General features: G+C 45.3%; 12 protein-coding genes and 1 riboswitch. Of the genes, 3 read left to right on the forward strand and 9 right to left on the reverse strand.

The window, feature by feature from the left end; all coding sequences use genetic code 11:
* Positions 1–74: 74 nt before the first annotated feature.
* A complete protein-coding gene (eno, locus tag A8806_RS11345) occupies positions 75–1346 on the reverse strand; it encodes a phosphopyruvate hydratase (protein ID WP_109731312.1) in 1272 nt (423 codons plus the stop codon).
* 159 nt (positions 1347–1505) lie between these two features.
* Between eno and A8806_RS11350 the strand changes: the two genes are divergently transcribed.
* Positions 1506–2348, forward strand: a complete 843-nt coding sequence (locus A8806_RS11350) for a YitT family protein (protein WP_109731313.1) — start codon at positions 1506–1508, stop codon at positions 2346–2348.
* Positions 2349–2392: 44 nt separating this feature from the next.
* Positions 2393–4588 carry a DNA topoisomerase III gene (locus tag A8806_RS11355; protein ID WP_109731314.1) on the forward strand — a complete coding sequence of 732 codons (2196 nt, stop codon included), beginning with the start codon at positions 2393–2395 and terminating at the stop codon, positions 4586–4588.
* A gap of 70 nt (positions 4589–4658) precedes the next feature.
* Here the strand turns inward: A8806_RS11355 and A8806_RS11360 are convergent, their stop codons facing one another.
* The 4 genes from A8806_RS11360 to A8806_RS11375 form a co-directional block, all read right to left on the reverse strand.
* Positions 4659–5366 carry a cell wall hydrolase gene (locus A8806_RS11360; protein ID WP_109731315.1) on the reverse strand — a complete coding sequence of 236 codons (708 nt, stop codon included), beginning with the start codon at positions 5364–5366 and terminating at the stop codon, positions 4659–4661.
* A gap of 274 nt (positions 5367–5640) precedes the next feature.
* Positions 5641–6420 (reverse strand): phosphonoacetaldehyde hydrolase, encoded by a 780-nt coding sequence (gene phnX / locus A8806_RS11365; RefSeq protein WP_109731316.1) that lies wholly within the window; start codon positions 6418–6420, stop codon positions 5641–5643.
* A 16-nt stretch (positions 6421–6436) separates the two neighbouring features.
* Positions 6437–7534, reverse strand: a complete 1098-nt coding sequence (locus tag A8806_RS11370) for a 2-aminoethylphosphonate--pyruvate transaminase (RefSeq protein ID WP_109731317.1) — start codon at positions 7532–7534, stop codon at positions 6437–6439.
* A gap of 137 nt (positions 7535–7671) precedes the next feature.
* Complete coding sequence (locus A8806_RS11375) at positions 7672–8148, reverse strand: pyridoxamine 5'-phosphate oxidase family protein (protein ID WP_109731318.1); 477 nt, start codon at positions 8146–8148, stop codon at positions 7672–7674.
* A 298-nt stretch (positions 8149–8446) separates the two neighbouring features.
* Here A8806_RS11375 and A8806_RS11380 point away from each other — a divergent pair, with 298 nt between their 5' ends.
* The gene (locus A8806_RS11380; RefSeq protein ID WP_109731319.1) at positions 8447–9796 is read left to right on the forward strand and encodes an MATE family efflux transporter; all 1350 of its coding nucleotides are present in this window, start codon (positions 8447–8449) and stop codon (positions 9794–9796) included.
* A gap of 71 nt (positions 9797–9867) precedes the next feature.
* Here the strand turns inward: A8806_RS11380 and A8806_RS11385 are convergent, their stop codons facing one another.
* The 4 genes from A8806_RS11385 to A8806_RS11400 all read right to left on the reverse strand — a co-directional run bounded on the left by A8806_RS11385 (position 9868) and on the right by A8806_RS11400 (position 12959).
* Positions 9868–10518: a DUF4318 domain-containing protein gene (locus A8806_RS11385; RefSeq protein WP_109731320.1), complete on the reverse strand. Its 651-nt coding sequence runs from the start codon at positions 10516–10518 to the stop codon at positions 9868–9870.
* Positions 10515–10967, reverse strand: coding sequence for a LytTR family DNA-binding domain-containing protein (locus tag A8806_RS11390; protein WP_109731321.1), 453 nt, complete (start codon positions 10965–10967; stop codon positions 10515–10517). Before A8806_RS11390 ends, A8806_RS11385 begins: the two co-directional genes overlap by 4 nt.
* 190 nt (positions 10968–11157) lie before the next feature.
* The gene (locus tag A8806_RS11395) at positions 11158–11784 is read right to left on the reverse strand and encodes an ECF transporter S component (RefSeq protein WP_109731322.1); all 627 of its coding nucleotides are present in this window, start codon (positions 11782–11784) and stop codon (positions 11158–11160) included.
* A 164-nt stretch (positions 11785–11948) separates the two neighbouring features.
* Positions 11949–12074, reverse strand: a riboswitch (FMN riboswitch).
* 72 nt (positions 12075–12146) lie between these two features.
* A complete protein-coding gene (locus tag A8806_RS11400) occupies positions 12147–12959 on the reverse strand; it encodes an SDR family NAD(P)-dependent oxidoreductase (protein ID WP_109731323.1) in 813 nt (270 codons plus the stop codon).
* Position 12960: the final 1 nt, after the last annotated feature.

Genomic DNA, 12960 nt, shown 5'->3' on the forward strand with positions numbered 1-12960 from the left:
CGTGGGGCTGGCTTCCCGGTTTTTCAGCGTCCCCTTTCCCAGCCAAGACTAAAGCTTGCCAACTAACTCCAAATTTATTTTCCTAATTCTTCTTCGATCCTCAATAACTGGTTGTATTTAGCAACACGCTCTGTCCTGCAGGGCGCCCCGGTCTTAATCTGCCCGGTATTAAATGCGACCGCTATATCTGCTATTGTTGTGTCTTCTGTCTCCCCTGAGCGATGGGATATGATCGCCTTGTATCCGGCTTTCTGTGCCATTTCGATCGCTTCAATTGCCTCCGTGAGTGTTCCAATCTGGTTTACTTTCACCAGAATTGCATTGGCAACACTCTGTTCAATCCCTTTTTTCAGCCTCTCCACATTTGTGACAAACAGGTCATCCCCGACCAGCTGTATCTCATTCCCCAGCCTCGTAGTAAGGAGTTCCCAGCCGTCCCAGTCTTCCTCATCAAGAGGGTCTTCAATCGAACGGATCGGGAATTCCAGTGATAAGTCTTCATAATACTCGATCAGTTCCTCTGCGGAACGGATAATTTTCTGTCCCTGCATCTTACTCTCACCGGGGAATTCGTATTTTTTATAGTCCTTGTTATACAGCTCGGATGCCGCAACGTCGAGGGCAATCGCAATATCTTCCCCCATTTTGTAACCAGCCTTTGTTACAGCCTCACTGATAAACCGAAGGGCTTCTTTTGCATCCGGCAGGTCCGGTGCAAAACCTCCTTCATCGCCTACTGCCGTGCTCAGTCCGTTTTCTTTCAGCAGGTTCTTCAATGAATGGTAAATCTCCGCACACATGCGGAGTCCTTCCTTAAAGCAGCATGCTCCGACAGGCATGATCATAAACTCCTGAATATCCAGTGTATTATCCGCATGTGCCCCACCGTTTAAGATATTCATCATCGGCACCGGGAGCTTGTGTGCATTAACACCGCCGAGATAACGGTACAGCGGTACTTTCAATGCATTTGCCGCTGCTCTTGCCGCCGCCAGGGACACACCGAGGAGCGCATTCGCACCAAGGTTCTTTTTATTCTTGCTTCCATCCGCTTTGATCAGAACCTTGTCGAGAGCCGTCTGGTTAAACACGTTCATCCCGATAACCGCCCTGGCGAGCTGGTCATTCACATGTTCTACAGCACGCTGCACGCCTTTCCCGCCATAGCGGTCTTCATTGTCACGAAGCTCCACAGCCTCATACATTCCTGTCGATGCCCCGGACGGGACTGCGGCGCGTCCCACAGTGTCCTCACCGACCAACACTTCTACTTCTATCGTAGGATTCCCTCTGGAATCAATAATTTCTCTTGCGTAAACATCCCGAATCGCTAAATACTGATACATAGATTTATTTCCTCCTGCTTCCTCATAATCCAGTGTTAGTATTTCCAATTATCTTTTCTTAATGCGTTGACTTTTGATATTCACGGCGTTACAATGCGGTTAGGTTTACAGGGGATGCAATGGCTCCCCGAAATAATGTATATAGTGGGGATTATACAAATGAACGGAAAAGTGAAACATTTTCTATTATTAACAGGCAGTACACTGATCATGTCTGTCGGAACCTATTTTTTTAAGTTTACAAACAATTTTACGTTCGGAGGCATAACAGGTCTCGCTGTCCTGGTTGCCAAGACCGGATTCATGTCTGCCAGTGACTTTACATTTGTCATGAATATGATATTGTTGGTCATTGGCTTTCTTGTGTTAGGAAAGAAATTTGCCGCAAAAACGGCATACTGCAGTATTCTTCTCTCCGTCACACTATCTGTTCTCGAACGTGTCTATCCGATGTCACATCCATTGACCGACCAGCCCATGCTGGAGCTGTGTTTTGCAATCGCACTTCCTTCTCTGGGATCTGCAATTTTATTTAATATTGGTTCTTCCAGCGGAGGTACCGATATCATTGCCATGATCCTGAAAAAGTATTCCAGCTTTGATATCGGCCGCGCACTTCTCGTAACTGATATCCTGATTACTGTGGCGGGCTGCTTTATGTTTGACATTAAAACAGGGCTGTATTCCTTCCTCGGCCTTGCAATTCGCTCGTTCATGATCGATAACTTTATTGAAAGCTTTAACCTTTCTAAATATTTTAATGTAGTCTGCGATACGCCTGAGCCAATCTGTGACTTCATCGTCCATACACTTGGCCGCAGTGCCACCGTATGCCTGGCACAGGGTGCATTTTCCGGTAAAGATAAGTATATCATCTTTACCGCGCTCAACCGGCCGCAGGCTATAAAGCTTCGTAACTTCATCAAGGAAAACCAGCCGGAAGCATTTATCCTCATATCCAATACGAGTGAAATTATCGGAAAAGGATTTCATAGTATATAAGGATACAAAACGACTCAACATATTTGAATTAAAGGAGATTTTTAATGAAGCATCTAGTAATAGCTGAAAAACCATCTGTAGCGAGGGACATAGCACGTGTTCTCCACTGTACGAAAAAAACGAACTCTTATATAGAAGGAACGGATTATATTGTAACATGGGCGCTCGGCCACCTTGTCACGCTTGCGGACCCGGAACAATACGGCGAGCAGTATAAAACATGGAATATGGACACGCTCCCCATGCTGCCCAAAGACTGGAAGCTGGTAGTCATCAAACAGACCGGGAAGCAATATACTGCAGTCAAGGAACTGATCTACAGAAAAGACGTCTCTGATATCATTATTGCAACAGATGCCGGCCGCGAGGGTGAACTTGTTGCCCGCTGGATTCTGGACAAAGCAGGGAACAAAAAGCCACTGAAGCGTCTCTGGATTTCCTCAGTCACGGATAAAGCCATCCGTGAGGGTTTTGCGCATTTAAAGCCCGGTAAGGAATACTATAATCTCTATAAAGCCGCTGTTGCCAGAGCACAGTCTGACTGGGTTGTAGGCATCAATGCCACCCGTGCCCTGACCTGTAAATATAATGCACAGTTATCCTGCGGACGGGTGCAGACGCCGACGCTTGCCATGATTGCGGCGCGGGAGGAAGAAATACGCAGTTTCAAACCCAAAACATTTTACGGAATGAAGGCACTGGCAAAGGGAATCAGCTTTGTATGGATCGACGCACAATCCGGTTCCCAAAGAACATTTGACCGTGACCGCATCCAGAATCTTTATAAACAGCTCAGTGGCCCGCTTCTTATCGTGGAAGTCAACAAAAAGCAGAAGAAATCCTTCTCCCCCGCCCTTTACGACCTGACCACCCTGCAGAGGGAGGCGAACCAGCATTTCGGATTTTCCGCAAAGGAAACGCTCAATATTATGCAGCGTCTCTATGAAAACCATAAGGTGCTCACCTATCCACGTACGGATTCACGATATCTGACAAGTGACATGGTGGGAACGTTAAATGAGCGCTTAAAGGCGTGCGCTGTAGGCCCGTACGGCAGACTGGCCGGAAGACTTTCCATGAAGCCGGTCAAAGCCGACAAATCTTTCGTCGATAATGCAAAGGTATCCGACCACCACGCAATCATCCCGACAGAGCAATTCGTCCAGCTCGACCATATGACAAACGAAGAACGAAAAATATATGACATGGTCGTGAGGCGTTTCCTCGCCGTCCTTTCACCGGCCTGTGAGTATGAAGAAACCGTGATAAAAGGAACCATCGGATCGGAAACATTTACTGCGAAGGGAAATATCATAAAGCAGCACGGCTGGAGGGAGGTTTATGAATCCGGCTATGAAGATCCTGACGATGACGATGCAGAGGATTCTTTTGTGAAACAGACACTCCCTGAAGTAAAAAAGGGAGATACCCTCGATGTAACGAGCCTGACAGTGACGGAAGGCAAGACCAAACCGCCTGCATATTTTACAGAGGGCACCCTGATTAGTGCTATGGAAAATCCGGTAAAATATATGGAGCGCAAAGACAAAACACTCATCCGTACACTTGGGGAGACCGGAGGACTTGGAACCGTCGCCACCCGCGCTGATATTATTGAAAAGCTGTTCAACAGCTTCCTGATGGAGAAGAAGGGAAATGAGATCCATATAACGTCAAAAGGAAAACAGCTTCTGGATCTCGTACCCGCAGACCTCAAGAGCCCGGAACTTACTGCGGACTGGGAGCTTAAGCTTCAGGCGATTGCGAAAGGAAAAGTGTCCGGCCAGGATTTCATGAACGAAATCGAAGGCTATACAAAAAGGCTCATACAGGAAATCAAGACCGCCGAGGGCCGGTTCCGCCACGATAATCTGACACGCACCAAATGCCCGGAGTGCGGTAAATACATGCTCGAAGTCAATGGAAAACACGGAAAGATGCTTGTCTGCCAGGACCGTGAATGTGGACACAGGGAAACCATTTCCAGACAAACCAATGCCCGCTGTCCCGTCTGCCACAAGAAGATGGAACTTACAGGCAAGGGGGATGGCCAGCGTTTCATCTGCTCCTGCGGGCACAAAGAAAAGCTCAGCGCTTTTCAGGAACGCCGGAGCAAAGAAGGAAAAGGTGCGAATAAGAAAGATGTGAATAACTATTTGAAAAAACAGGCAAAAGAAGCTCAGGAACCGATTAATAATGCATTTGCGGACGCATTTTCCAAATTTGATATAAAATTTTAGTTATGGCCTTTATGAAAAAAATCCGCGTACGCCCTTTGCCGGCCCGTACGCGGATTTTTTGTTTATAGAATTAGTGGAAGAAATGATCCCCGATCTGAATTCCCCAGTCTCCGTTTCCGAAGTAAAGGCAGTCCCCGATCGGATTCGCTCCTGCAATCGCATCTGCTGCTGCCTGCATTGCAGTGTCAGTATATCCGCCACTTGCAAGCACACTGTCCAGCCAGCCCGTCATAGCCGGTCCAAACTGTCCTGACTGATATATGACTTCAGCAACACTGTTCGGATACACACCGCTTCTCACGCGGTTCATAATAACGGCTCCAACAGCAACCTGTCCGTCATACGGCTGGTTTCCCGCCTCACAAAAGATAATGGATGCCAGAAGCTCCTGATCCCCCGCCGCAACCGGCATGGCTGACGCCTCTGCCGCCGCAGAGAGCGCCGCTTCTTCCTCCGCCGCTCTCTGGGCCTCTTCCGCCGCCCGCTGGGCCTCCTCGGCAGCACGCTGTGCCTCCGCCGCGATTCTTTCCTGCTCTTCTTTTATCCTGCGCTGTTCCGCATCATAAGCTGTTTTTGCATCTGTTGCAGCCTTTTTCGTATCTTTCATCTCCAATGCTGGAATCCTGCCAATTGCTTCTGTATTCTCCCCTTTATCTACAGTATCAATTGTAAACGCTTCCGGCATCGAAGAAGCCGCCTGCGTTGTAAACCCGGCAGTAAACATCGTGCATACGGTAACCGCCGACAATACCTTTATAAATTTTTTTCCCTGTAACATATTTATACCCTCCTGATTTGTTGCAATATCTTTACGTGTTTGTAATAAGCTTGTAATAAAATATATGCTTATCATTTCAAACTTATTACAGATATTACAAATTTGTTACAAAACGCATTCTACTACAAAAAATCGGATCTGTCAACTTTTTTATTTCCTTTTATTCCACCCAATAAATTCCTGCGGTCCGGTACGAAAAAAATGAGAATATTCTGAAAATGGAGTGCAAAGGGGTCAGACCCCTTTGCACTCCATTTTCAGAATATTCTCATTTTTAGTCAATCACCAGCACTTCCAGAAGCTCACTCATATTCCGAATGACCGCATCTGCCCCTGCTTCTTTATATGTCTTTTCCACAGTTCTAACAAGACTGTCTTTCTCGCTCTGGGGAAGTCTTTCGTATTCCTCCTGCGTGAGTCCCATTTCTGAGCTTCCTTCGATCACTCCAATAGTAAATACACCCGCATTTTTTCCTTCTTTGATGTCGGATACGGTATCCCCTACTTTTACTACATTAGCTGTGGATGTGATTCTAAGAACCTCCATGTTTTTAAATATCATGTAAGGATAAGGCCTTCCGGCATTTCCCACAGAATTTGGTGAAAACCAGGCATCCGGCTCGTAGCCTTCCTCTTTTGCCTTTGGCACAACAACCTCCATCATTTCGTCGGTATAGCCTGTTGTTGAACCGATCTTAATGCCCTTCTCACGCAGCTTAGCCACAGTCTCCAGAACATATGGCTTTGGCTTTGCGAACTGGTCCAGAATCCCCATCAGATTTTCTTCAAAGGACTCGTACAGCCTGTCTATATCAGGCTCCCCCGGCTCCTGCCCGTATTTTTCAATCCATTGCTCCCGGATTCTTGGCATCGCCAGCATTGTTTTAATGTGATCCCTTTTCAGCATCCCCATCGGCTTTCTTACCTCTTCCATCGTAGGTTCGATTCCCGCTTTACGGAATACTTCCACAAAAGCCTGTACCGGCGCAAAACAACCGTAGTCTACCGTGGTGCCGGCCCAGTCAAATATGACTGCCTCAATTTTTCTGTTCATTACGTATCTCCTTGTTTTACTCATTATTTTCCTTTAAAAATTGTGTAAGAATTTCGATTAATTTCAAAATATCCTCTTCATAAATTTCACCGATATTACCGATACGGAAAGTCTCGGCTTCTGTCACTTTCCCCGGATAAATGGCGTATCCGCGGTCTTTGATGTATGTATACATGTCAGTAAATGAAAATTTATGATTCTCCGGATAGAAAAATGTCGTAATGATCGGCCCCTGATGTTCTGCTTCTATATAAGGATGTATTCCCAGTTCTGCCATTTTTTCAATAAGAAGTTTGTTATTATCCGTATACCTCTTATTTCTCGCCGGAATGCCTCCCTCTTCTTCCATTTCTTTAAGTGCCTGTGAAAATGCAAGTACAACATGTGTTGGTGATGTAAATCTCCATTTTCCGTCTTTGTCCATCGTCGCCCACTGGTCATACAGATCCAGTGAAAGGCTCCTCGCCTTACCTTTACTCTCAACCAGTTTTTGTTTATTGGCGATGATGAATGAAAATCCCGGCACACCTTGAATACATTTATTCGCGCTGCTGACGATAAAATCAATTCCCCATTCCCCAACAGGGATATCCACACCGCCAAAACTACTCATTGCATCGACGATCATGGTTCTGTTTCTTTCCTTAACAACCTTTGATACAGCCTCAATATCATTGAGAATCCCAGATGTTGTTTCACTGTGAACCATAGATACATGTGTAATGTCCGGATTCTGATCAAGTATTTCCGCAATTTTCTGCGCATCCGGCACTTTATAGTATACCTCATGATGAATCATATACGGGATTCCTGCGTGCTTCGCGATATCTTCCATCCGCTCGCCATAAGCACCGTTTGCTATGATAAGCAGCTTATCCTCATCTCCGACAACACTGGTCAGCACAGACTCCACACCAAAAGTACCACTTCCCTGCATCAGCACTACTGTGTAATCCTCTTCCGATACGTGCGCAAGTTCAAGCAGCTTCCTTCTAATCTCAAGTGTAATTACTTTATAATCATCATCCCAGGTACAGTGGTCAAAAAGCATCTCCTCCTTCACGGTATTTGTGGTCGTCAGCGGTCCCGGCGTCAGTAACTTATAATTCTTCATAATGTAAAAATTCTCCTCTCAATCTTTCTCCGGCCTGTAGCATCCGTTATAAATAGCATTGAAATTATAGCAATATCAGTATTAAGAAACAATCAAATACAGTTCAAACTTCGGTTAAACAAATGTAAATTTACAGATTATTCTCTCCGCTTCCCACTGAATTCTTCTGCTGTAATCTTAATGACTGACACAATTGATACGAGTCGTTCGTTAAATTCGAAGTCCTTTCCTGTCTGGCACTTCATTAATATGCTGAGTGCCTTGATTTTTTCTGCTGGATCATCTATGATCTCCGCCTTTCCCTGTCCGACAATACTGGCATAGCGAAAGCCATACTGGCATGCAACTCTTCCTTCGATCAGCTCATGGTCGCAGTCCAGTTCAAAGCCTACTTTTTGATTTTTCTGAAGCAGGTCCAGTTTCTTTCCTTCCAGAGCGGCATGGAGATAGAAGATCAATTCTTTTCCCTCATATGTATATCCGAAGTTCATTGGAAGGAGATAGATTCCATCCTCATCATACATCGCGATTCGTATCACCTTGCATGTATCCAGTACATGCAGCATCTCCTCCCGTGTTTCTATCTCCCTGTCTCTTCTTTTCATTCGCGGCATATCTTTTGTCCTCCTTTTTAATCTTATTTCATAATATCACATCCTTGCATTCTCTTCCATTATTGTATTTTTCTTCTAAATTTATTTTCGGATTTACATGACTGCTTACTGATCGCTGTCAATCCGGAAACAATCTATCGACAGCCGATATTTTTCATGATATAGTAGCCATATCACATAAAATCGTTATTGTCCGTGCCCTTTCAGGACGCACAGTAACGGTGTCCGCCAAAGGTGAAATTCATAAAGGCGGATTCATCTGCAAAAGAAAAATTTTATTTAGAGTGAGGCTTTAGAAATGAGACGGGGAAATTCAAATGTAAATCAGATCACAGAAGGAGTCATCTGGAGGCAGCTTCTTCTGTTCTTTTTTCCGATTGTATTCGGAACCTTTTTCCAGCAGCTTTATAATACAATTGACACGGTTATTGTCGGACACTTTGTGGGTAAAGAAGCCCTTGCAAGTGTAGGAGGGTCTTCCACCCAGATTATCAACCTGATCGTCGGCTTTTTTACCGGGTTGTCCTCCGGCGCTTCCGTCGTGATTGCGCAGTTTTTTGGGGCACAGGACGAACGCACCGTGCGTCAGAGCCTGCATACTGCCTATGCTTTTTCGATAGCCGGAAGTATCGTCATTAGTGTACTCGGGATCGTACTGGCTCCGTCTATGCTCGAATGGATGCATACCCCGGAAGAAATCATGGCGGACTCTACGATGTATCTGCGTATTTATTTTACCGGAATTTTATTTGTCTTCATATATAATATGGGGTCCAGCGTCCTGCGCGCAGTCGGGGATTCCAGACATCCGCTTTATTACCTGATTTTCTGTTGTGTAATGAATATTATACTGGATACTCTGTTTGTTGTAGTATTCCACATGGGGGTTCTCGGAGTCGCGCTGGCTACTCTAATCTCTCAGGCCTGCAGCGCCGTGCTTGTCACGCGAAAGCTCATGATTTCCGACGGCATCCTGAAGCTTTTTATCCGGCAGATCCGGCTGCACAAATCCGTACTGAAGTCCCAGCTTCACATCGGGCTTCCCGCCGGTTTCCAGTCCGTAATGTACAGCATTACAAATGTAATCATACAGGCCGCCCTGAATGACTTTGGAACAGATACTGCGGCAGCCTGGTCCGTATACGGGAAATTGGATGCTGTATTCTGGATGGTCAGCAGTGCTTTCGGAATTTCAATCACCACTTTCGTCGGGCAGAATTACGGTGCAAAAAAAATGGACCGTATCAAACGGAGCACCCGCGTCTGCCTTGGCATTGATTTTATTATGTCCGGAGTACTTGTGCTGTTCCTCATTGTGGCCCGTACCTTCCTGTTCCGCCTGTTTACGAATGATGCCGAAGTAATCCGGATTGGCTCCGAAATGCTCCTGCTTATCACACCGTGGTATATCGTATTCGTAATCATCGAAATACTGTCAGGTTCCCTGAGGGGGATCGGTGACGTTGTAATCCCGATGATTATTACGATGTGTGGGATCTGCCTGCTGAGAGTGGTATGGATCATCGGCGCGCTCAAGATTAAACCGACCATTCCGGCCATCATTTTCAGCTATCCGGTTACATGGATTTCTACGGCAGTCCTATTTATCATCTACTATTTTTACCGAATGAAAAAATTCAAGATATGAAATAAACACACCTCCGGCGGTTACTAGGCCGGAGGTGTGTTTTGCTTTTCTACTGAGTCACAGGCAGATGCCTATTTCTTATAATATTGTCCAAATTTCAGTGCATACATCGGTCCGAACTGGGAATAGAAGGAATCCAGTTCCACATGGTATGTCTGACCGTCCATCTTAACTACCGCGGGCTTCCCCCTCGTAATGAACTCCAGCGTGATCCTGTTCTTTCTGCAGTAATCTTCTATTTCCCTGCAAAATGCATCCACACTTCTGGGGCATTCCTCTAAATCCACAACAAGGTACCGCCCTTTCACAACTTCCCCGTTTAATTCTTCCGCTATTTTCTTAAAGGAACGATAATCCACTAACCAGCAGACAAAAGCCACCGCAATGTTCACCAGTACGATATTCCGCAGAACGCCCGGTAAAACAATCGACAGTAAAACAAAAAAACCTGCAAAAATCGAAATCCAGTAAACCGCTGCTGCCCCGTTAAACCATTGACTGATTTTTCTGTTTCCCTGCCTGTTATAAAGCCAGATAAACAAATTTCCCACAAGCAGATACACAATCAATGCAGCAGGGACAAACTTAAGCATTCCTGCAATCGCAGCCGTATCCTTTGAAAAACTCAGATACACTGCCGAGCTGGCAAATAAAACCAACCCAAAAAAGCATCCATAAAGTACTTTTTCCTTTGTTTCTTCTGATATTCCATGCGCTCTCATAACAATCCCTCCTTAATTTGTGCCCGAAGGCCTTTTAAATATTTTCTGGAAATATAAGTACTGTCACCATTCTCAAATTCCGCCATCATAATCCCGCCCGGTATGGGCTTATAGCGTTCCACCTTTGCCGTATTGAGTAGAACCGACTTCGATGCCCTCACAAATTCCACCGGCAGAATCCTTTCCAATTCATACAGCCGCTTTCTGGTACAGTAGATTTCCCCATTCATATGGATGTACTGTACCTCCATCAGTGATTCGATATAAAAAATCTCTCTGCATTTCACCTGATGGATCTCGTCATCCTTATAACAGGAGAGAAGCATATGTTTATAATTCTCCCGCTCTATAAAACCGGATAACCTCCTGATACTTTCATCTTCCTCATGTACCATCAGCCTTGCGGTCTCCAGCTTCTCTTTATCTATCTTTTCTATTTCCACCTTCATTCCATTTCCCTCCTGCCGTACCGTTTAGTAATAATGTCTTCCCTCTTTTTCTTTATCTTATCCGAGTTTTTTATAATTGTCTACTCATAAACGGCCAAAGGTCGCTGGGCATCGGTAAGAGGATATTGGACAAAAGAAAAGACGCTGCCCGGGCATTCCGCTCAGGACAGTGTCTTTCGTATCTTCTTATTTATCTCATTCTAAAGATCGGGCTGATCTTCTTATAAATCAGAAATACAATCAGGGAAACCAGTGTACCCTTCAGCAGGTTAAATGGTCCGACTGCAAAGAATACGAATGTGGATAAACTTGTAATATGTGCATTCACCGCCGTCCCCATCTCCACTAATGAATCAATCGGCATTCCAAATGCCGCGGCATAAGTTGGAAGCAGGATATATGCATTCAGTGCACATCCAATTACCGTCATAAATACAGTGCCGACAGCCATTCCCACAATGGCATTCTTTCTTGTACGGTTCCTCTTATAAATCAATCCCGCCGGAACACATAATGCACACCCGATCAGGAAATTTGCGATCTCGCCGACACCTGCTGTAATCGTGCCGTTGATAATAAAGTTCAGAAGGATCTTTACCAGCTCGATCACGGCACCTGCCATAGGTCCCATGACGAAGCAGCCTACCAGTACCGGAACTTCACTGAAGTCGATCTCATAAAATGCCGGTGCGAACGGCAGTGGAATCTCGAACAGCATCAATACTGTTGCAATTGCGGATAACATGCTGATCTGTGCGATTGTGCGGACGCCAATTTTACTTTGTGTCCTTGATACTACATTTGTCTCTGTGCTCATAGTCGTTTCTCTCCTTTAATTAAAAAAATTGAATTGAAAAGAAAGAAAATCTTCCCGGAAATCATGTCGGCCGCGTACATAACAGAATTTTCTGTGTTCCAAAAAATCCCAAAAGAAAAGCCCCGGATATTATCCGGGGCTAAAAAATACGCTTTTGATGGCATAAATTTCTTCTTTCATCCAGACTTTACTGTCGGTACTGGAATTGCACCAGTTCAGCCACTATCCGAAAATAGCAGGTCGCGGACTATACCGCCGGTTGGGAATTACACCCGACCCCGAAGAATTTTCTCTATTCTATTGGTCATTATACATCTTTACTGACTGTTATGCAAGAACTATTTCGAACCATTATACTAAACCTAAAATGCCGTATCATAATCCCAAGGCTGTCCTCCCGCAATGCATCCGCCGTCAACTCTGATTTCCGCACCGGTAATATATGCCGATGCATCTGATGCAAGCAGGATACAGATTCCCGTAATGTCTTCCGGGACGCCGGGCCTGTTCAGTGCAATTCTGTCCAGCAAATATTTTGAACGCCCGGGGTGCTCCCATGTCGGCACTGTCAGCGGGGTCTGAATATGGCCCGGACTGACGCAGTTTGCCCTGATATTGTATTTTGCCCATTCAACTGCCATTGACCTTGTCATAGACAGTACACCGCATTTTGTTGCTCCATATACGGAACAGCCTCCTAAGATGCTGCCTGTATTATGTGAGCCTATATTAATAATACTGCCCTTTTTCTGTGTTTTCATATATGGCGCTACAGACTGTGTAACCAGAAAGACACCTTTTAAGTTAATATCCATAATGCGGTCATATGTCTCTTCTTTTACATCCATAAATCCTTCTCGCTTATTGATTCCGGCACAGTTGACTAAAATATCGATATGCTTATATTGACGGCCGATCCCGACAATGCATTCTTCAATACAATCCTTATCGGTAACATCCAGCCTGTGGCATGAGGCCTCCCCGCCTGCCTCTGTTATTCTTTTCTGAACCTGTTCCAGCTGTTCCTGATTAATATCACATAGTGCCACGCGCGCTCCTGCAAGTGCCATCCCCTCTGCAATGGTACTCCCGATTCCTCCGGCAGCTCCTGTAAATACAACAACACTGCCCTCTAGTGAAAACATTTTCTGTAAGTTCTCTCCTATATTCATCATC

The sequence above is a fragment of the Faecalicatena orotica genome, from assembly GCF_003149245.1.
Lineage (GTDB): Bacteria > Bacillota > Clostridia > Lachnospirales > Lachnospiraceae > Faecalicatena_A > Faecalicatena_A orotica.

What these genes read in the sequence shown, in the direction of transcription:
- eno (WP_109731312.1), bottom strand. Translation starts at nt 1,346, where the DNA reads ATGTATCAGTATTTAGCGATTCGGGATGTTTACGCAAGAGAAATTATT.
- A8806_RS11350 (WP_109731313.1), top strand. Translation starts at nt 1,506, where the DNA reads ATGAACGGAAAAGTGAAACATTTTCTATTATTAACAGGCAGTACACTG.
- A8806_RS11355 (WP_109731314.1), top strand. Translation starts at nt 2,393, where the DNA reads ATGAAGCATCTAGTAATAGCTGAAAAACCATCTGTAGCGAGGGACATA.
- A8806_RS11360 (WP_109731315.1), bottom strand. Translation starts at nt 5,366, where the DNA reads ATGTTACAGGGAAAAAAATTTATAAAGGTATTGTCGGCGGTTACCGTA.
- phnX (WP_109731316.1), bottom strand. Translation starts at nt 6,420, where the DNA reads ATGAACAGAAAAATTGAGGCAGTCATATTTGACTGGGCCGGCACCACG.
- A8806_RS11370 (WP_109731317.1), bottom strand. Translation starts at nt 7,534, where the DNA reads ATGAAGAATTATAAGTTACTGACGCCGGGACCGCTGACGACCACAAAT.
- A8806_RS11375 (WP_109731318.1), bottom strand. Translation starts at nt 8,148, where the DNA reads ATGCCGCGAATGAAAAGAAGAGACAGGGAGATAGAAACACGGGAGGAG.
- A8806_RS11380 (WP_109731319.1), top strand. Translation starts at nt 8,447, where the DNA reads ATGAGACGGGGAAATTCAAATGTAAATCAGATCACAGAAGGAGTCATC.
- A8806_RS11385 (WP_109731320.1), bottom strand. Translation starts at nt 10,518, where the DNA reads ATGAGAGCGCATGGAATATCAGAAGAAACAAAGGAAAAAGTACTTTAT.
- A8806_RS11390 (WP_109731321.1), bottom strand. Translation starts at nt 10,967, where the DNA reads ATGAAGGTGGAAATAGAAAAGATAGATAAAGAGAAGCTGGAGACCGCA.
- A8806_RS11395 (WP_109731322.1), bottom strand. Translation starts at nt 11,784, where the DNA reads ATGAGCACAGAGACAAATGTAGTATCAAGGACACAAAGTAAAATTGGC.
- A8806_RS11400 (WP_109731323.1), bottom strand. Translation starts at nt 12,959, where the DNA reads ATGATGAATATAGGAGAGAACTTACAGAAAATGTTTTCACTAGAGGGC.